The following is an 18,679-nucleotide window of genomic DNA, read 5'->3' as shown; positions in this document are numbered from 1 at the left end:
GAAAGATGCGTCGGAGGGCCCCGCAGACGCATCTTTCCCTACGAAAGTGACGCCGTGAAGACATGGAAACGGGCCGCGGTGCGAAGTCGGGGAACTCGCACCGCGGCCCGCGTGGCTCGTGCTCAGCGGGGGCGTGAGCACGAACGTGGTGGGGTTACTTCGCGGGTTCCTTGGCCGCCTCGTCGAAGTCGTCGGTCCCGGCCGCGTGGCTGTGGTCGTCGAGCATGGTCGCCTCGTCGAAGGGTTCCTGCCCGGCGAAGACCCGCTCGGCCTTCTCCCGGTCGAACTCCTTCGTCCAGTTTCCGATGAGGACGGTCGCGACGGCGTTGCCGGCGAAGTTCGTCAGCGCGCGGGCCTCCGACATGAACCGGTCGATGCCGAGGATGAACCCGACGCCGTTGACCAGTTCCGGCCGGTGCGACTGCAGCCCGGAAGCCAGCGTCGCGATGCCCGAGCCGCTGACGCCCGCCGCACCCTTCGACGCGATGATCATGAACGCCAGCAGGCCGATCTGCGAACCGATCGACAGCGGCTCGTCCTGCGCGGCGGCGATGAACAGCGTCGCCATGGTCAGGTAGATCGCGGTGCCGTCCAGGTTGAACGAGTAGCCGGTCGGCACCGTGATGCCGACGACCGACTTGCTGACGCCGACGTGCTCCATCTTCGCGATCAGCCGCGGCAGCGCCGACTCCGAGGACGACGTCGAGAGGATCAGCAGGAACTCGCGGCCGAGGTAGCGCAGCAGGTTCCAGATGAAGACGCGGGCGCCGAGCCACAGCACGATCCCGAGGATCACGAAGACGAAGATCAGGCAGGTGGCGTAGAAGCCGATCATGATCACGGCGAGGCTCTTCAACGCGGCCCAGCCGGTCGCGCCGACCACCGCGGCGATGGCGCCGAACGCGCCGATCGGGGCGGCCCACATGATCATGGACAGGACGCGGAAGACCAGCCGCTGGATGTGCTCGATGCCGCGCAGGATCGGGGCGCCCTTGGGGCCCAGCTTCTGCAGCGCGAACCCGACGAACAGCGCGACCAGCAGGGCCTGCAGGACTTCGCCGTCGGTGAAGGCGGAGACGAAGGTCTTCGGGATGATGCCGAGCAGGAAGTCGACCGGGCCTTCGGCGCCGGTGGCGGACTTCTGGACGCTCTTCACGTCGGCCGGGTTGAGGTGCAGGCCGGTGCCTGGGTGCAGGATGTTGCCGACGACCAGGCCGATCGCCAGGGCGAAGGTCGACATGATGATGAAGTAGAACAGCGCCATCAAGCCGACCTTGCCGACCTTGGCCGCCTTCGCGACCGAGCCGACGCCGATCACGATGGTGCAGAAGATGATCGGCGTGATCATCATCTTGATCAGGTTGACGAAGCCGTCACCGAGGGGCTTGAGGCCCTTGGCGAAGCCGGGGAACAGGAAACCCACCAGGATCCCGAGGGCCACCGCGACGATCACGGCCAGGTACAGGTAGTGGGTCTTGTCCCGCTTGCGCGGGGTCTCCTCGGTTGTCGGTGGGGTCGGCACCGTTGCCTCCAGCTCAGGGGTGTTCCAGGTTGCGGCACACTGTAGGCCCACCGAGGTGACCCGGCTCACTTGTGTTCATTGAGTTCGCGCGATGATCGCACCGTCCCGTTCGGACACCCGGGCCCCGGTGTGCTGGTATGAGGAGGTGTCCCCGACGTCGTCCCGCTGGAGCCTGGCGCGCCAGCTGCTCGTGCTGCAGCTGGTGGTCCTCTGTGTGCTCGCCGGCGCCGGGATCACGTTCGCCTACCTGGACGCGTCGCGGGCCACCGACCAGAACGCCAAGGACCAGGTGCGGGCCGTGGCCTCGACCGTGGCGGACGCGCCGTCCGTCCTCGCCGCCGTGGACACGCCGAACCCGAGCGTCACGCTGCAGCCGTTCGCGGTGCGCGTGCAGACCGACACCGGCGTCGACTTCATCACGATCATGAGCCCGGCCGGGATCCGCTACACCCACCCGAACCCGGCCCTGATCGGCCAGCACTACATCGGGAACATCGCGCAGCCCCAGCACGGGCAGGAGTTCACCGAGACCTACACCGGATCACTCGGCCCGTCGATCCGGACGGTCGTGCCGGTGTTCGGCCCCGGCCAGCGGGTGGTCGCGCTCGTCGCCGTCGGGATCACCGTCGCGGCGATCTCGGCCGAGCTGCGCGAACGGCTCTGGCCGCTGTTCGGCGTCGCCGGCGCCGTGCTGCTGGTGGGCGCGTTCGGCGGCTGGCTGATCAGCGCCCGGCTCCGCCGTCAGACGCGCGGGATCGCGCCGGATGAGCTGAGCAACCTGTTCGAGTACCACGAAGCCGTGCTGCACTCGGTCCGCGAAGGTGTGCTGCTGGTCGGCCGCGACGGGAAGGTCGGGCTCTGCAACGACGGCGCGCGTGTCCTGCTCGGACTCGACGCCGATCCGGCCGGCCGGGAGCTGGGCGCGCTGGGCCTGCCCGCCGAGCTGGTGACGGCGTTCGGCTCGGCCGAGACCCGCGCCGAGGAGCTGCACCTGACCGACGCGCGCGTGCTGCTGGTCAGCACGACCGCCGTCCGCGCGGGCGGCCGGGCGCAGGGCACCGTTGTGGTCCTGCGTGATCACACCGAACTGCAGTCGCTGACCGGGGAGCTGACCACCGCCCGCGGCCTCGCGGAGGCGTTGCGGTCGCAGGCGCACGAGGCCGCGAACCGGCTGCACACCGTGGTTTCCCTGGTGGAGATCGGCAAACCCGAGCAGGCCGTCGAGTTCGCGACGGCCGAGCTCGCGCTCGCCCAGGAGCTGACCGACCGCGTCGTCGGCGCCGTCGCCGAACCGGTGCTCGCCGCGCTGCTGCTGGGGAAGGCGGCCGAGGCGAGCGAACGCGGAGTGGAGCTGACGATCACGCCGGACACGATGATCGACGACGCGACCCACGGCGTCGCCGCGCGCGACCTCGTCACCATCCTCGGCAACCTGATCGACAACGGCATCGACGCCGCGGTCCACGGCGCCGGCCGGCCGGCGGTCGTCGTCACCGCCCGTTCCGACGCCGACGAGCTGCTGCTGCGCGTCGCCGACACCGGCCCGGGCGTCCCCGACGACGCCGACGTCTTCCGCCGCGGCTGGTCGACGAAGGCGGGGGAAGGTCACGGCCTCGGGCTCGCGCTCGTCGGGCAGGCGGTGCGCCGCTACGGCGGTACGGTCGACGTCGGGCGGGACGGCGGCGCGGTGTTCACCGTGCGCCTGCCGCGGCAGGAGGCCGGCCGGTGATCCGGGTGCTGGTGGTGGAGGACGAACCGGTGGCCGCCGAGGCGCACCGCGTCTACGTCGAGCGGCTCCCGGGGTTCTCCGTGGCGGGCGTGGTCCACTCCGGTGGCGACGCGTTGCGGTTCTGCGAGCGCGAGCCGGTCGACCTGGTGCTGCTGGACTTCTACCTCCCGGACACCCACGGCCTGGCGGTCTGCCGCTCGCTGCGCGCGGCCGGGCTGCCGATCGACGTCATCGCCGTGACGTCGGCGCGCGACCTCGCGCTGGTGAAGGCCGCGGTGTCGGTCGGCGTGGTGCAGTACCTCCTCAAGCCGTTCACCTTCGCCACCCTGCGCGAAAAGCTGGAGCGCTACGCCGAATTCCGCGACGCGTCCGGCGAGGTGTCCGGCCAGGCCGAGATCGACCGGGCGCTGGGCACGCTGCGCACGACCGAGCAACCGCCGCTGCCGAAGGGCATGAGCGTCCAGACCCTGGAAGCGATCACCGACGCGCTGGGCGGAGCGGCGGAAGGCCTGTCGGCGGGCGCGGCGGCGGCCGCGATCGGCGCGTCCCGCGTCACCGCCCGCCGGTACCTGGAGTACTTGGCGGACAACGGAATGGCCTACCGCGAGCCGCACTACGGCCAGGTCGGCCGGCCCGAGGTCTGGTACCGCCTGACCCGCGCGTGACAGCGGCACGGGCGCGTCACGGCGCCAGGCGGCCGGTCAGCTGCTCGCTCCAGGCCCGGATGGCCGCGGCCTGGCCGGGGGTGAGCGTGTCGAGGAAGTAGCGGCGGATGTTGCCGGCGTGCCCGGCGACGGCGTCCCGCACGGCGCGGTCGCCTTCGGCGGTCAGCCCGACCCGCGTGCGGCGGCCGCCGGTCCCGGACTCCGTCCGCGCCACGAAACCGCGGTTCTCCATCCGGGTCAGCTGGTGCGAGACACGGCTCTTCTCCCAGTCGAGGGACGCGCAGAGTTCGCTGACGCACAGTTCGTGGCCGGGCGCGCGCTGCAGGGTCAGCAGCACGCTGAACTCGGCCTTCGAAATGCCGGAGTCGCGTTGCAGGCCGCGGTCGAGTTCCCGGGTGAGGAGGCGCTGCGCCTGCGTCCAGGTGTGCCAGAACGCCCACTCGTCCGGGGTCAGCGCCGGAGTCTCCGTCATGCCGGGAGCGTACCCGAGAGTTGACGTGTCAACTGAATGCGACCTACAGTTGACACGTCAACTGAACAAAGGGGAATCATGGGAACTCTGGTGCGCGGCGGCACGGTCATCAGCGTCGACCCGGCGATCGGGGACCTGCCGCGCGGGGACGTGCTCGTCGAGGACGGCCGGATCGGCGCCGTCGCCGAGCGGGTCGACGCGCCGGGCGCGGACGTGCTCGACGCGACCGGAATGCTCGTGCTGCCCGGTTTCGTCGACACCCACCGGCACACCTGGCAGGCGGTGTTCCGCGGGCTCGCCGCCGACTGGACGTTCGCCCGGTACGGCCCGGCGATGCACGGCTTGCTGCGCCCGCTCTACCGGCCCGAGGACGTGCTCGTCGGCACACTGCTCGGCCGGCTCGAAGCGCTGCACTCGGGCGTCACCACGGTGCTGGACTGGTGCCACTGCACCGACACCCCCGCCCACGGCGACGCGGCGCTCGACGCCCTTCGCCAAGCGCCCGGGCGGAGCGTTTTCTGTTACGGCGCGGGCGTCGCGACCGACGGTCCGGTCGCCGCCGAACTCGCCCGGATGCGCGCCCGGTGCCCCGGCGACGACGCGCTCGTCACGATGGCGGCCGGCCTGCGCGGCCCGCAGCGGACCACCGTCGAGACCACGGCCGCCGACGTCGCCGCGGCCCGCGACCTCGGGTTGCGGGTCAGCGTCCACGCGCACGTCCGCGCCGGGGCGACGTCGGGCCGCCGGCCGATCGCCGCGATGGGGGAGCACGGGCTGCTCGACGACCGGACGACGATCGTGCACGGCAACGGCCTGGACGACGACGAGCTGGCGATGCTGGCCGACGCGGGCTGCTCGGTGTCGATCAGCCCCGACGTCGAGCTGAAGATGGGCCTCGGCTGGCCGGAAACCGGCCGCGTGCTCGCCGCGGGCATCCGCCCGGCGCTGTCCGTCGACAACTGCCCCACGGCCGGCGGCGACATGTTCTCGGCCATGCGCACCGCACTCGGCGTGCAGCGCGGCCTCGACACCGCGCACGGCCGGCCGCCGTCGCTGACCAGCCGTGACGTGCTGGAGTTCGCCACCGTCGACGGCGCCCGCGCCCTCGGGCTCGGCGACCGGACCGGCAGCATCACCCCGGGCAAGCAGGCCGACCTCGTGCTGCTGCGCGCCGACGACCTGACGCTCTTCCCGGTCAACCACCCGGCGGGCGCGATCCTGTCCGCCGGACATCCCGGGCTCGTCGACACCGTGCTCGTCGCCGGCGAAGTCGTCAAACGCGGCGGCGCGCTGGTCGGCGTCGACCTCGGCGAGCTGCGAGAACGCGCGTTGCGCTCCCGCGCCCGGATCGCCGCGGCCGCCGGCATTCCCCTCGACGGGTCGTGGCTCCCCGTATAACGCCCTATACTGTGGTCCGACTTCCGGGGGTTCCGGTGGGGAAAGCATTGCGGTACAACGGGAACTTGCCGATGAAGGGGAAAGCCGCATGCGGAACTGGGCCGGTCTCGTCGCTGCGGTGCTGCTGCTGGCCGCGGGGGTCGCCACCCCGGCATACGCCGGCGAACCCGCGGGCACCGTCACCGACGTCCAGGTGACCGGGCCGGTCGCGCAGCGGTTCAACCTCGTCGTACTCGGCGACGGTTACACCGCGGCCGAGCAGCCGAAGTTCCAGGCCGACGTCGCGCGGCACATGAACACGCTCTGGTCGCTCGAGCCGTTCAAGTCCTACCGCAGCTACTTCAACGTCTACGCCGTGTCGATCGCCTCGCCCGAGTCCGGTGTGGACTGTGACCCGGGGCTGGACGCGCCGCAGCGGAACACGCCGCTGAACATGGGGTTCTGGGGCGGTTGTGACGCCGGGAGCGTGCAGCGGCTGCTGACCGTCGACGACGCGGCCGCCCAGCGCTACGCCGACCTCGTGCCCGGCACGACCAAGGCCAACCGGCAGATCCTCGCACTGGGCAACAGCACCACCTACGGCGGCGCGGGCGGCACCTACGCGACGGCGTCGGGCGGGAACGCGCTGTCGGCGCTCATCTCGCCGCACGAACTGGGCCACTCGCTCGGCGGCCTCGACGACGAGTACGACTACTACGCGCGCGGCGTCCCGGGCGGGGCGTATGACGGCGTCGAGCCCGCGTCGATCCACCACACCACGCTGACCGAGCAGCAGATGCGCGAGCAGCATGCGAAGTGGTATCGCTGGCTCGGCGAGCCCAGCGAGTCCGGCGGCACGATCGGGCGTTACGAGGGCGGGCTCTACACCCAGACCGGCGTGTGGCGGCCCAGCGCGCACTCGATGATGAAGACCCTCGGCTACGCCTACGACCAGGTCGGCCGCGAGCGGATGACCCAGCGGATCTCCGCGAAGGTGCCGCTGCTCGGCGACGGCACCCCGGCCGGGACGATCGGCGCCGACCGTGTCGTGTGGATCCGGACGATGCACCCGGTCGGCCACCGCCTCGACGTCACCTGGACCCTCGACGGCCGTCCCGTGCGCGGCTCCGACGCGCTCGACCTGCGGCAGGTCCGCGTTTCGCCGGGCAAGCACACGCTGACGGCGAAGGTGACCGACCCGACGCCGTTCGTCCGGGACCCGGCGGCCCGGCCGACGGCGACGCGCACGTGGACCGTCGACCCGGGGGTGACCACGGCACCTTCCGGCTGCCCCGCGGTCGTGGGGTCGACGCCGACGTCGCAGCCGGTCGGCGGGCACGACGTCGTCTACGTCGAAACCGGTGAGCCGACCGGCTCGATCCCGTCCGTGCGCTGGAAGCTCGACGGTCGTCCGGTCGCGAGCGGCCCCGACTTCGCCCTCGGCGAGTCCCGCGGCGCGCACACCCTCACCGCGACCACGGGCGGCACGACCCTGACCTGGGCGGTGGACGCGTCCGGCCCGACGACGACGGCCGAGCTGCCAGCGGGCAAGGACCACGTCTTCCACGGCTCGTTCACGATGCGCCTGACGGCGTCCGACGGTATGCCGGAGTTCCGTGTGGACGGCGACGGCTGGCACAAGTACTACGGCTGGCCGACGGACCCGAACGCGCCGTTCCTGTTCACGCCGCGGGGAACGGAGATCGACGGCCTGGCGTACGGCAACCTCGGGCCGGGCGGGCTGACGGTCTCGCCGTTCGCGCCCCGGACGCCGGGCTACGGCCGCCACCGCATCGAGTACCGCTCGATCGACGCGGCGGGCAACGTCGGCCCGACGAAGTCGGTCACGGTGACGCTGCTGCCATGAGCGCCGTAAAACCCGTTGGCGATCCACCGCGGCCACTGCTACCGTCCCGGCAGCCGTGCCAGAGAACGAGGAGGTGGTACCCGTGACCGCAGTTACGACATGGGTGCTCCCCTCCGGGGTCACGGCCGGGCGATAGGTCGTCCGGGAGCGCCGTTCAGCGCACTCCCGAAAGGCACGACCATGCACTTCACCTCAGAACAGCACCTCGACGACGGCGTCCTCGAGCGCGAATTCACCCTCGGCGAGATTCCCGGCGTCCTGTGGACGCCCGAAATCACCACCGCACCGGTCCCGCTGATCCTGCTCGGCCACCCCGGCGGCCTGCGCAGGATGTACCCCCGGCTGGCGGCCCGGGCCCGGGCCGCGGTGGCGGCGGGTTACGCCGCGGCCACCATCGAGCTGCCCGGCAGCGGTGACCGGCCCCGGTTCGCCGCCGTCGACGAGGCCCGCGCCGACCTGCAGCGGGCACTGAAGGCCGGCGAGCCGGTCACCGGCGACATCGTCGATCGGCTCGTCCTCCCGCTGGTCGAGCGGGCGGTCCCGGAATGGCGGACCACCCTGGACGCCCTCCTCGCGCAGTCCGGGATCGGCGGCCCGGTCGGGTTCTCCGGCGGGGTGCTCGCGATCGCCATCCGGCTGGCGGTGGTCGAGCCGCGCATCGTGGCCGCGGGGCTGTTCGCCGGGAGTTACGTGCCGCGCAGCATGGTCGAGGAAGCCCGGCAGGTCACCATCCCGCTGCTGGTCCTGCTGCAGTGGGACGACGAAGGCAACGACCGGCAGCTCGCCCTGGACGTCTTCGACGCCTTCGGCTCGAAGGAGAAGACGTTGCACGCCAACATGGGCGGGCACACCGGCATCCCGGCGTTCGAGGGCGACGACGGGAACCGGTTCTTCGGCCGGCACCTGAAGTAAGGCGGCCGTTCAGCGTGGCCGGCCCGGCACTCCCGGCCGGGTCTGCCACGGCCGCGGCCCGTCGAGCGGCCGGTACTCGACGCCGAGCGCGTCCAGCCGCGGCAGGTGGTGGTCCCGCAGCCGCGGCAGGAACTCGGCGTATTCGCGCGGCCCGCTGCTCCACGCCACCTCCGCGAACGCCGACAGCCGCGGGAAAGCCATGTAGTCGACCCGCCGGACGCTGTCCAGGTGCTCGCTCCACACCTGTGCCTGCACACCCCGCAAGCGCCGTCCGCTCAACGCCGGTTCGTAGGCGTAGACGTCCTCCAGCGTGTGCACCATGCCGACCGGGATCGGCTCGTCCGGGTGCGCGGACTGGCGGTGGTCCAGGTACACGTGCTGCTCGGGGCACATGACGACGTCGTGCCCGGCCGCGGCGGCCTGCTGTCCCGCGGTCTCGTTCTGCCAGGAGCCGATCACCATCGGGGGCAGGCCGCCGATGTCGAGGACCTCGTCCCAGCCCATCGGCGTCCGGCCGCGCGCCACCAGGTGCTCGGCCAGCAGCCGGACGAACTCGCGGTGCTCGTCGGTCGCGCCCGGCGTCTCGTCGCCGCCCAGGGCGATCACCGGGGACGGGAAGATCTCCAGCAGGTGGTCGAACACCGTGCGGAAGAAGTCCAAAGTGGACTCCGTGGGCGAGAGCAGTGAAGTACTGATGCCCCAAGCGGTCCAGATCTCGTAGGTGTCCTCGGTGCCCAGCTCCGGGTACGCCGCCAGCGCCGCGCGCGCGTGACCGGGGATGTCGATCTCCGGAACCACCGTGATCGCCCGCTCGGCGGCGTAGGCCACGATCTCCCGCAGGTCGTCGCCGGTGTAGAAACCGCCGTGCGGCCGGCCGTCCTGCGCACCCCCGCTGCCTGCCATCGACGACGGCCGCCAGCCGCCCACCGACGTCAGCTTGGGGAATGAAGGGACTTCGAAGCGCCAGCCCTGGTCGTCGGTCAGGTGCAGGTTCAGCACGTTCAGCTTGTGCGCGGCCAGCAGGTCGACGAACCGCAGCACCTCGGCCTTGGTGCGGAAGTGCCGGGCGACGTCGAGCAAGCAGCCGCGCCAGCCGAAGCGCGGGTGGTCCTCGACCACGCCGCACGGGATCGAGAGGTCCCGGCCGAGCGAAGCCGCGCGGAACGCGTCGGGCCCCACGAGCTGGCGCAACGTCTGCCGCCCGTAGACCTCCCCGGCCGCGTCACCGCAGGACAACACGACGCCGTCCGGCGCGATCTCCAGCCGGTAGCCCTCGGCGGGCAGGTCCGCCGGCCGCACCTCGACCGGCGCGGGCCACGGGCACGAACCCGCGGCGGGCGTCACCGAAACCGGGCGGGGGAGCAAGGTGGCAAAAGACATGTCAGCCCTTCACGGCGCCGGCCATGCCGGACACCAGCCGTCGTTGGACGAGGACGAAGAACACCAGCACCGGCACGGTCATCAGCGTCGAAGACGCCATCACCGCGCCCCAGTCGGTGTCCTCCGGCTTGAAGAACACCAGGATCGCCTGCGGCAGCGTCTGGTTCTCGGTCTTGGAGATGATGAACGTCTTGGCGAAGAGGAAGTCGTTCCACGCGTGGATGAACGCCAGCACGCTCACCGCGACCAGCCCGGGCGCGACCAGCGGGAACAGGATCTGCCAGGTGAACCGCATCCGGGACGCGCCGTCGAGCTTGGCCGCCTCCTCCAGCTCCACCGGCACCGCCGCGACGAACCCGCGCAGCATCCAGATCGCGAACGGCAAGCTGAAGGCCAGGTGCACCAGCACCAGCGAACCCAGCTCGTTCAGCCCGAACGCCGGCGCCACGCCGCCGATCTGGCGCATCAGGAAGAACAGCGGGATGGTCAGCGCCTCCACCGGCACCATCTGCGCGACCAGGATCATCACCAGCAGCACGGTCCGGCCCTTGAACGAGAACCGCGTCAGCGCGACGGCCGAGAGGAACGACAGCAGCAGCGACAGCACCACGACGACCAGGGCCACCACCAGGCTGTTCAGGAAGAACCGCCCGAAGCCGGACACCGTGAGCACGCGCTGGAAGCTGTCGAACGACGGGCTGAACGTCCACGGTTTCGGGTTCGCCGACTGGATCTCGCCCGGTGGCTTGAACGCCGAGAGCAGCATCCAGTACAGCGGGAACGCGACGATCCCGGCGATCACGACCGTGACGATCTCGGCGATCAGCCGGCCCGGACGGCGGACGCGGCGGACGCGCCGGCTCGCGATCACAGCCATGCCGCGCTCCGGCGCTGCGAGCGGACGTAGAGCCCGGTGACGGACAGCAGCAACAGCGTCATGACGACTCCGATCGCCGAGCCGAGGCCGTATTCCTGCCCGGCGAAGGCCTGTTGGTAGGCGTAGACGTTGAGGACCAGGTTGCGCCCGGCGACGCCGCCGCCGTTGGTCATCACGTAGATCTGGGTGAACACCTTGAAGTCCCAGATGATCGACTGGACGGTCGCGATCACCAGCAGCGGCCGCACCATCGGCAGCACGATCGCCCACGTCGAGCGCCAGGCCGACGCGCCATCGAGCGACGCGGCCTCCAGGACCTCGTCCGGGATGCCCTTGATCCCGGCGTACATCGTCACCATGACGAACGGGAACGAGCACCAGACGACCTCGGCGGCGACCAGGCCGAACGCGCCGATCGTGCCGAACGTCCAGGAGTGGTGCTCGAACGGCAGCCCGATCCCCGAGAGCACCTCGTTGACCAGCCCGAAGTCGGTGTCGAAGAGGAACAGCCAGACGTAGGAGCCGGCCATCGCCGGCGTCGACCACGCGCCGAGCGCGGCGAGGAACAGCAGCATCCGGGGGAGCGCGCGCACCCGGCTCGCCAGGACGGCGAGCCCGGTGCCGACCAGCAGGCTGCCGAGCACGCAGGCGGCGGCGAACCCGACCGTGTTGCCGAGCACCGTCCAGAACTGCACCTGCGAGAGCAGGTCGGCGTAGTTCGCGAAGCCGAGGAACACCAGCGGCGCGTTACCCGCGGCCTGCGGCTGGCCGTAGTCGTAGAACGAGATCAGGACCAGTTCGTAGATCGGGTACGCGAGCAGCGCGGCGAGCAGGATGCCCGCGGGCAGCAGGTACAGGATCGCGGCCCGGCCGTCCCGCCGCCGCCGTCGCGGCGCCTTGGCGGGCGCCGCGACAACGGGACGGGTTTGCTGAGCGACCACTACCCGAAGGCCTTGTCCATCGCGGCGGCGGCGTCGGTCAGCGCGGCGGCCGGGTCCTTGCCGCCGGTGGCGATCTGCTGCACGGCGGTCGGCAGCACGTTCTGGCTGTCGATCTTGGACCACGCCGGCGTCGCCGGGACGAACTTCGTGCCCGCCTTGAGGGTGTCGACAAACGGCTTGAGGAACGGGTCGTTCGCGGCGAGCTTCTGCTGCACCGAGCTCAGTGTCGGCAGGTTGCCCATCGCCGTGTACATCTTCTCCTGGTACTTCGCGCCGCCGAGCAGCTCGATGAACTCCAGCGCCAGGCCGCGGTGCTTGCTCGCGTTGAACACGCCCAGCAGGTTGCCGCCGGCGAACGCCGGGGCGACGCTGCCCGCCGTGGTCCCCGGGATCGGCACGACGGCGTACTTGCCCTTCACCGCGCCCTGGTCGACGGCCTTGCGGTTGAAGTCGCCGCCGACGGTCATCCCGGCCTTGCCGCCCGCGAACGCCGTGACGCTCTGTGTGCCGGTCAGGTTCGCGCACTGCGCGGGCGGGCAGATGTCGTCCTTGAGCAGGTCCGCGTACTGGGTGACGCCGGACCTGGCCTGCTCACCGGTGACCGTCGACTTCCACTTGCCGTCGCTCTCCTGCGCCAGCTCACCGCCGTTGGCCCAGAGGAACGGCAACATCGCGTAGGTGTACTTGCCGCCGACGGAGATGCCGTACAGATCCGGCTTCGCGGCGCGGATCCTGCGGGCGTCGTCGGTGAGCTCGGCGAGCGTCGTCGGCGGCTTGAGGCCCAGCTCGGTGAAGACGTCGGTGCGGTAGTACAACGCGCGGACGCCGGTGTACCAGGGCAGGCCGTAGGTCTTGCCGCCGGACTTCGCCGTGTCCACGACGGTCGGGATGAGGTCCTTGCCCTCGCTCCACGACGCGAGGTCGCCGGTCAGGTCGGCGAGCGCGCCGGTGGCGGCGTAGCTGGAGACGTCGGTGTTGCCGAACTCGGCGACGTCCGGCGCGTTGGCCGGGTCGTTGAAGGCGCCGGAGAACTTGTCGGCGCGGCCTTCGACCGGCACCCACTGGACGTCGACCTCGACGCCGGAGTGCGCGGCCTTGAACTCGGCGATCGCGTCCTTGACCGCCGCCTCCTTCGGCGCGCGGCTGGCCTCGTCGAACAGCCAGACGCGGACGGTGCCGGTCTTGTCGTCCGCGCCGGCGCCCGCGGGCGCGGACTGGGTGGGGGCGCAGCCGGCCAGCAAAGCCAGGCCGGCGACGACGGGCAGGGTGCGGCGCAGTCTCATGGGGTCCCTCCAGTGGGAGGTCGTGAGTGCGTAACAGTGTTAGAACACTGTTATGCACTCACGACCGGTGCTCAGACGAAGTAAGTGGAGTTGACGCTGCCGACGGCGAGGCTGCCGGCGACCGCGCCGGGCAGGCCGGTGGCCGGGTCGCGCGGCAGCCAGGTGACGGTGCCGGAGCGCTGGTTCGCGACGTAGAACCAGGCCTCGGCGGGATCGAGGGACACGTGCCGCGGCCAGTTGCCGCCACTGGACACAGTGGACACCGGCTTGAGCGTGGCGCCGCCGCCGGAGACGGCGAACGTGGCCAGGGTGTTGGGCCCGCGCACGGTGGCGTAGACGAACTTCCCGTCGCGCGACACGACGATCTCGCCCGGGTACAGGTCGCCGGTGCTGCCCGCCGGCACGGCCGGGACGACCGACAGCGCCTTCAGCGTGCCCGTGGCCGCGTCCCAGCTCGCCACCGTGATCTCGGGCCGCAGCTCCTGCACGATATAGGCGAACTTCCCGGTGGGGTCGAACGCCAGGTGCCGGGGTCCGGCGCCGGTGGGCAGCTTGAGCTGCTGGTGCAGCGCGAGCTTCCCGGTGGCGACGTCGAGCGTGTAGACGTACACCGAGTCCGCGCCGAGGTCGACCGAGAGCACCCAGCGGCCGCTCGGGTCGTTGACGACCTGGTGCGCGTTCGGCGCGCGATCGGATCCCTGGTGCTGGGCCAGATCCGTGGCCGTGCCGAGCTTCCCGCCCGTCAGGATCGGCAGCACGACGACGCTGCCGGTGCCGTAGTTGGCCGCCAGCACGTACTTCCCGCTCGAGTGCACGCTCAGGTGCGTCGGCGCGCTGCCCTTCGTCGAAACCTTGTTGAGCAGCTTCGGGTTCGTGACGTCGGTGATGTTCAGCGCCGAGACGAACCCGTTCGGGTCGCCCTCGTTGGTGACGTACAGCGTCTTGCCGTCGGCGCCGCGGCCGAACCAGGACGTGTCGCTGATCCCCGGCACCGTGCGGACCCGGGTCAGCGCGGCACCGGAACGGCTCGTGACGTCCAGGCCGTGGCCGTCCGCTCCGGTGGTGTAACTGCCGACGTACACAGTGGCTCCAGCGGTGCAGACCTGCGCGGCGGCGGACGCGAACTGCGCGCCCAGGACGGTGGCGGCGCCGGCGGCACCGGCCGCGCCGAGGAACGTGCGACGGGAAAGCTCGGCCATCGTGGTGTCTCCCAAGGGTATCGGTGACGGCGAACGTGGCGGCGTATCGGTCCAGTGTAGTGGAAATTCCGCTGTGGTCTAGACCACGAGCATAGCCAGTGCGGCGACCGCGAAGCCCGACACCGAAAGCACGGTTTCCAGCGCGGTCCACGTCTTCAGCGTCTCCGGCACGGTCATCCCGAAGTAGCGCGAGACGATCCAGAACCCGCCGTCGTTGACGTGCGAGGCGATGATCGACCCGGCCGAGATGGCCACGACGATGAGCGCCAGCTGCGCCTGGGAGTAGTGCAGCTCGGCGACGGTCGGCGCGACGATGCCACTCGTGGTCACGATGGCCACCGTCGCGGATCCCTGGGCGATCCGCATGCCGCAGCTGATCACGTACGAGGCGAGGATCACCGGCAGGCCGGCGTCCCCCAGCGACTTGGCGACGGCGGTGCCGATGCCGGTGGCCGAGAGCACCGCGCCGAAGAACGCGCCCGCGCCGACGACCAGCAGGATCATCGCGACCGGGCGCAGTGCCGCGGCGGACAGCTCGCCGAGCTGCTTGCCGTTGATCCCGCGCCGGTGCCCGAGCAGCCACGACGCCAGGAGCACCGCGATGGTCAGCGCGACCGCGGGCGTCCCGATGAACGCGGCGACCCCGGCCAGCGTCGAGCCCTTGGGCAGCCAGATGCTGCCGAACGTGCCGGCCAGGATCAGCACCAGCGGCACCGCGATGATGCCGCCGACCAGGCCGAGCGACGGCGGGTTGTCGTGCTCGTCGTCGGCGCCGCCCAGGTCCGCGAACTCCTCGGGGATCTTGATGTCGATCTTCTTGCCGATCCACGTCGAGTACAGGATGCCGCCGACGAACCACGCCGGGATGCCGCAGATGGCCCCCATCAGGATGATCCAGCCGAGGTCGACGTGCAGCAGCCCGGCGGCCGCGACCGGCCCGGGGTGCGGCGGCAGGAACGCGTGCGTGATCGACAGGCCGGCCAGCAGCGGCAGGGCGTAGAGCACCAGTGAGCGGCCGCCCTGCTTGGCGGCGGCGTAGACCAGCGGCGCGAGCACGAAGATGCCGATGTCGAAGAACACCGGGATGCCGAAGATCAGGCCCGACACGCCCATCGCCAGCGGCGCGCGCTTCTCGCCGAACGCCCGCAGCAGCGACGACGTCAGCACGCGGGCGCCGCCGGACTTCTCCAGGATCGACCCGAGCAGGGTGCCGAGCCCGATGATCGCGGTGATGTGCCCGAGGATGCCGCCGAACCCCTTCTCCAGCAAAGAGTCCGACGTCTTCTGCGCGGTGCCGACCAGGGTGCCGACCGGCAGGCCGGCGGCGAGCGCGGTGAGCAGGCTGACCACGATCAGGGCGATGAACGGCTCGACCTTGACCTTGATGATCAGCAGCAACAGCAGGGCGATCGAGACGGCGGCGAGGGTGAGGAGCCCGCCCGTGGTGTGTTGCAGCCAGTGGATCATCGGGTTCTCCCGGGATTGCGCAGGGATCGACCGGCGAGGGCGCCGGTGGGACGGCCGTCGTCGAGGGCGGCGACGCCGTTGACGAACACGTGCGTGATGCCCGCGGCGGCCTGCCGCGGGTCGTCGAAGGTGGCGGTGTCGGCGACCGTGTCGGGGTCGAACAGCACCAGGTCCGCGGCGTACCCGGCGCGGACGAGCCCGCGGTCGGTCAGCCGCAGCCGCCGCGCGGCCCGCCCGGTGAGGTGGGCGACGCACTCGGCGAGGTCCAGCACGCCCAGTTCGCGGACGTACCGGGCCAGGTAGCGGGGGAACGTGCCCCAGGCGCGCGGGTGCGGGCGGGTGCCGACGAGGAGGCCGTCGCTGCCGCCGGTGTGGGTCCGGTGGCGCATGATGGCCTGGACGTTCTCCTCGTGCCCGACGTGCATCAGGCAGGACGTGCCGAGCCGCTCGTCGAGCAGGGTGTCGAAGTACAGCTTCGCCGGTTCCGTGCCCGCGGTCCGCGCCGACGCGGCGACGCTGTGCCCCACCAGATGGGCGTTGTGGTCGTTGCGGACGCCGTTGACCTCGATGGCGTTCCAGTCGATCGGCACGCCGTGCGCACCGTCCGAACCGGACTCTTCGATCTCCGCGCGGATCCGCTCGCGGGTGTCCACATCGGACAACCGGGCCAGGGTGGCGGCCAGCCCGCCTTCGGTGGCCCAGCTCGGCAGCAGCGCGGAGAGGTAGGTCGCGCCCGGCAGGTACGGGTAGGTGTCGAGGGTGACGTCGCAGCCGTCGTCGAGCGCGTCGTCCAGCAGCTTCAGCAGGTCGGGTGCTTTCCCTTTGTTCACCGAGAAGTTCATCGTCGCGTGGGCCAGGTGCAGCGGGCAGCCCGACCGCCGGGAGACGTCGATCATCTCGGCGAACGCCGCCAGGGCGCCCTTGCCGTAGCTGCGGTGGTGCGGGCTGTAGAAGCCGCCGCCCTCGCCGACCACGCGGCACAGCTCGACCAGCTCGGCGGTGTCCGCGTACATCCCCGGCGTGTAGGTCAGCCCGGACGACATCCCCATCGCGCCTTCGGCCAGGCCCGTCGCGACCAGGTCCTTCATCCGCGTCAGCTCGGCGTCGGTGGCCGGACGGTCGTCCCAGCCGACGGCGAGCATCCGCACGGTGCCCTGCGGCACGAGGTAGGCGGCGTTGACGGCGACGCCCTGGTCGAGGCGGTCGAGGTACTCACCGACCGAGCGCCAGTTCCAGTCGAAGCCGGCCGGGTCGTCGTTCCAGCCCGCGAGCTGCTGGCGCAGCGCTTCGAGGACGGCGTCGTCGACCGGGGCGTAGGACAGCCCGTCCTGGCCGAGGACCTCGGTGGTGACGCCCTGGGTGATCTTGGCCGGGTGGTCCGGGTTGGCCAGCAGCTGCAGGTCGGAGTGCGAATGCATGTCGATGAACCCGGGCGCGAGCACCAGGCCGTCGGCGTCGATGTTCCGGTTCCCGGCCAGCGAACCGGCTTCCGCGACGCTCGCGATCCGGCCACCGGTGATGCCGACGTCGTGGCGTGTGAGCGCGTCCCCGGTGCCGTCGGCGACCAGCGCGCCGCGGAAGACGACGTCCATCAGAACCACGTCCGGACGAGGTCGACGACGGTTTCGCCGTCGGCCGCCGTCACCGGCAGGAGCGGCCACTTGTCGAACACCGTGCACGGGTGCGAGAGGCCGAGCCCGATCCAGTCGCCGACCTCGACCGGCGACCCCGCCGGCAGCGTGAGGAAGGCGTGCTGGTCGTTCATCTTCGCGACGACGTGGCCTTCGAGCGGTTCCGCGGGACCGCGCGGGGTGCGGCGCAGCTGCGGTTCCGGCATGCCTTCGTCGAAGGACGCGTCCCGCTTGCCGATGGTCAGTAGCGCCAGCTCGGCCGACGGCTTCGACGTCACCTGCGCCCAGGCGTGCAGCGCGGGCCGGAACGACTCGACGCCGTCGATGCGCGGGTGCTCGCCGAGCGGGGAGATCTCGCGGTAGAAGCCGTCGTCGTGGGTGATGTAGGCGCCGCTGCGCAGCACCGGGAGCACGTCGAGACCGTCGGGCCACGGCTTGGTGAGCTCGTTCGCGACCTGGTCGAAGTAGGCGCTGCCACCCGCGGTGACGATGATCTGGCCGTCGAGGAGACCCTTGTCCGCGAAGGTGATCGCGAGCTCGCGCAGACCGTCCACGTAGGAGCTGATCTTGGCGAGAGCGGCGTCGTCGGTGTCGTGCGAGAGCGCGCCTTCGTAACCGCCGGTGCCGCGCAGCCGCAGTGCCGGGCTGGCGTGGACGGCTTCTGCGACGGCCAGCGCGGTCGCCGTGTCGCGGACGCCGGTGCGGCCGCCGTCGGCGCCCAGTTCGAGCAGGACGTCCACCGGCCGGCTCGCGCCTTCGAGGGCTTCGGTCATCAGCTCGACGCCGCGGACCGAGTCGACCCAGCAGATGAACTCGAACGAGGGATCGGCGGCCAGCTCGGCGGCCAGCCAGCGCAGGCCGCTCGGGTCGAGCAGCTGGTTGGCCAGCAGGATCCGCGAGACGCCGAACGCGCGGTAGACGCGCAGGTGCCCGGCGTTGGCGCAGGTGATGCCCCAGGCGCCGTGCTCGATCTGGCGGGCGAACAGCTGCGGGGCCATGGTGGTCTTGCCGTGCGGGGCGAGGACGACACCGCGGGCGGCGCACCAGGCGGCCATCGTCCGCAGGTTGTGTTCGAGCGCTTCGTCGTCGAGCACCACGAAGGGCGCGAAGAACCCGTCGGTGAACAGGTTGAGCCGCCGGTCCGCGGCCTCGCTCAGCGTGAGCCCGGTCAGGGCGGGCGCGGCCGAGCGGAACCGCCAGTCGACGCGCTCCTGGCGGAGGGCGTCGAGCGCGGCGGTGTCGATCGAGCAAGGGGCGGGTGTGTTCATCGGCGGCGACCTCGGTTGCGTATGTTGCAACGACTGTTGCGCATTTTGAGTGCCATAGGTGTAGCATCCGGGTCGCCACAGGTCAACGG

Annotated in this window: 15 protein-coding genes; 5 read left to right on the top strand and 10 right to left on the bottom strand. The window is 71.3% G+C overall.

Annotated elements, in window-relative coordinates; translation table 11 throughout:
* Window positions 1–154: 154 nt before the first annotated feature.
* On the bottom strand, window positions 155–1,522 hold the full coding sequence (locus tag ACLJQZ_RS09135; protein ID WP_410619605.1) for a cation:dicarboxylate symporter family transporter: 1,368 nt from the start codon (window positions 1,520–1,522) through the stop codon (window positions 155–157).
* Window positions 1,523–1,613: 91 nt separating this feature from the next.
* Between ACLJQZ_RS09135 and ACLJQZ_RS09130 the strand changes: the two genes are divergently transcribed.
* Window positions 1,614–3,251, top strand: a complete 1,638-nt coding sequence (locus ACLJQZ_RS09130; protein WP_410619604.1) for an ATP-binding protein — start codon at window positions 1,614–1,616, stop codon at window positions 3,249–3,251.
* Window positions 3,248–3,916, top strand: coding sequence for a response regulator (locus ACLJQZ_RS09125; protein WP_410619603.1), 669 nt, complete (start codon window positions 3,248–3,250; stop codon window positions 3,914–3,916). Before ACLJQZ_RS09130 ends, ACLJQZ_RS09125 begins: the two co-directional genes overlap by 4 nt.
* Window positions 3,917–3,932: 16 nt before the next feature.
* Here the strand turns inward: ACLJQZ_RS09125 and ACLJQZ_RS09120 are convergent, their stop codons facing one another.
* The gene (locus ACLJQZ_RS09120; protein WP_410619602.1) at window positions 3,933–4,388 is read right to left on the bottom strand and encodes a MarR family winged helix-turn-helix transcriptional regulator; all 456 of its coding nucleotides are present in this window, start codon (window positions 4,386–4,388) and stop codon (window positions 3,933–3,935) included.
* A 78-nt stretch (window positions 4,389–4,466) separates the two neighbouring features.
* Between ACLJQZ_RS09120 and ACLJQZ_RS09115 the strand changes: the two genes are divergently transcribed.
* From ACLJQZ_RS09115 to ACLJQZ_RS09105, 3 genes are all read left to right on the top strand, one after another.
* A complete protein-coding gene (locus ACLJQZ_RS09115; protein ID WP_410619601.1) occupies window positions 4,467–5,786 on the top strand; it encodes an amidohydrolase family protein in 1,320 nt (439 codons plus the stop codon).
* 88 nt (window positions 5,787–5,874) lie between these two features.
* Window positions 5,875–7,632, top strand: coding sequence for a M64 family metallopeptidase (locus ACLJQZ_RS09110; RefSeq protein WP_410619600.1), 1,758 nt, complete (start codon window positions 5,875–5,877; stop codon window positions 7,630–7,632).
* 180 nt (window positions 7,633–7,812) lie between these two features.
* Window positions 7,813–8,544, top strand: coding sequence for an alpha/beta hydrolase (locus ACLJQZ_RS09105; protein ID WP_410619599.1), 732 nt, complete (start codon window positions 7,813–7,815; stop codon window positions 8,542–8,544).
* A 9-nt stretch (window positions 8,545–8,553) separates the two neighbouring features.
* Here the strand turns inward: ACLJQZ_RS09105 and ACLJQZ_RS09100 are convergent, their stop codons facing one another.
* The 8 genes from ACLJQZ_RS09100 to ACLJQZ_RS09065 all read right to left on the bottom strand — a co-directional run bounded on the left by ACLJQZ_RS09100 (window position 8,554) and on the right by ACLJQZ_RS09065 (window position 18,590).
* Entirely contained in the window at window positions 8,554–9,924 is a 1,371-nt protein-coding gene (locus ACLJQZ_RS09100) for a beta-N-acetylhexosaminidase (RefSeq protein ID WP_410619598.1), read from the bottom strand.
* Between the two features lies 1 nt (window position 9,925).
* The gene (locus tag ACLJQZ_RS09095; RefSeq protein ID WP_328647219.1) at window positions 9,926–10,801 is read right to left on the bottom strand and encodes a carbohydrate ABC transporter permease; all 876 of its coding nucleotides are present in this window, start codon (window positions 10,799–10,801) and stop codon (window positions 9,926–9,928) included.
* Window positions 10,792–11,742 (bottom strand): carbohydrate ABC transporter permease, encoded by a 951-nt coding sequence (locus tag ACLJQZ_RS09090; protein WP_410619597.1) that lies wholly within the window; start codon window positions 11,740–11,742, stop codon window positions 10,792–10,794. The genes ACLJQZ_RS09095 and ACLJQZ_RS09090 overlap by 10 nt, the downstream gene beginning before the upstream one ends.
* A complete protein-coding gene (locus tag ACLJQZ_RS09085) occupies window positions 11,742–13,025 on the bottom strand; it encodes an extracellular solute-binding protein (protein WP_410619596.1) in 1,284 nt (427 codons plus the stop codon). The genes ACLJQZ_RS09090 and ACLJQZ_RS09085 overlap by 1 nt, the downstream gene beginning before the upstream one ends.
* A 71-nt stretch (window positions 13,026–13,096) precedes the next feature.
* Entirely contained in the window at window positions 13,097–14,224 is a 1,128-nt protein-coding gene (locus tag ACLJQZ_RS09080) for a lactonase family protein (protein ID WP_410619595.1), read from the bottom strand.
* A gap of 78 nt (window positions 14,225–14,302) precedes the next feature.
* Window positions 14,303–15,691, bottom strand: a complete 1,389-nt coding sequence (locus ACLJQZ_RS09075; RefSeq protein ID WP_410619594.1) for a GntP family permease — start codon at window positions 15,689–15,691, stop codon at window positions 14,303–14,305.
* Entirely contained in the window at window positions 15,688–17,283 is a 1,596-nt protein-coding gene (locus ACLJQZ_RS09070; RefSeq protein ID WP_410619593.1) for an N-acyl-D-amino-acid deacylase family protein, read from the bottom strand. The genes ACLJQZ_RS09075 and ACLJQZ_RS09070 overlap by 4 nt, the downstream gene beginning before the upstream one ends.
* Window positions 17,283–18,590 (bottom strand): amino acid deaminase, encoded by a 1,308-nt coding sequence (locus tag ACLJQZ_RS09065; protein WP_410619592.1) that lies wholly within the window; start codon window positions 18,588–18,590, stop codon window positions 17,283–17,285. Before ACLJQZ_RS09065 ends, ACLJQZ_RS09070 begins: the two co-directional genes overlap by 1 nt.
* Window positions 18,591–18,679 lie beyond the last annotated feature (89 nt).

The sequence above is a fragment of the Amycolatopsis sp. cmx-8-4 genome (assembly GCF_046548675.1).
GTDB lineage: Bacteria > Actinomycetota > Actinomycetes > Mycobacteriales > Pseudonocardiaceae > Amycolatopsis.
The sequence above is the reverse complement of the archived record's forward strand: the minus strand, read 5'-3'. Positions and strand labels throughout refer to the sequence as shown.

Coding starts and splice junctions, on each gene's coding strand:
- ACLJQZ_RS09130 (WP_410619604.1), top strand. CDS start 1,614: ATGATCGCACCGTCCCGTTCGGACACCCGGGCCCCGGTGTGCTGGTAT.
- ACLJQZ_RS09120 (WP_410619602.1), bottom strand. CDS start 4,388: ATGACGGAGACTCCGGCGCTGACCCCGGACGAGTGGGCGTTCTGGCAC.
- ACLJQZ_RS09115 (WP_410619601.1), top strand. CDS start 4,467: ATGGGAACTCTGGTGCGCGGCGGCACGGTCATCAGCGTCGACCCGGCG.
- ACLJQZ_RS09110 (WP_410619600.1), top strand. CDS start 5,875: ATGCGGAACTGGGCCGGTCTCGTCGCTGCGGTGCTGCTGCTGGCCGCG.
- ACLJQZ_RS09105 (WP_410619599.1), top strand. CDS start 7,813: ATGCACTTCACCTCAGAACAGCACCTCGACGACGGCGTCCTCGAGCGC.
- ACLJQZ_RS09100 (WP_410619598.1), bottom strand. CDS start 9,924: ATGTCTTTTGCCACCTTGCTCCCCCGCCCGGTTTCGGTGACGCCCGCC.
- ACLJQZ_RS09095 (WP_328647219.1), bottom strand. CDS start 10,801: ATGGCTGTGATCGCGAGCCGGCGCGTCCGCCGCGTCCGCCGTCCGGGC.
- ACLJQZ_RS09085 (WP_410619596.1), bottom strand. CDS start 13,025: ATGAGACTGCGCCGCACCCTGCCCGTCGTCGCCGGCCTGGCTTTGCTG.
- ACLJQZ_RS09080 (WP_410619595.1), bottom strand. CDS start 14,224: ATGGCCGAGCTTTCCCGTCGCACGTTCCTCGGCGCGGCCGGTGCCGCC.
- ACLJQZ_RS09075 (WP_410619594.1), bottom strand. CDS start 15,691: ATGATCCACTGGCTGCAACACACCACGGGCGGGCTCCTCACCCTCGCC.
- ACLJQZ_RS09070 (WP_410619593.1), bottom strand. CDS start 17,283: ATGGACGTCGTCTTCCGCGGCGCGCTGGTCGCCGACGGCACCGGGGAC.
- ACLJQZ_RS09065 (WP_410619592.1), bottom strand. CDS start 18,590: ATGAACACACCCGCCCCTTGCTCGATCGACACCGCCGCGCTCGACGCC.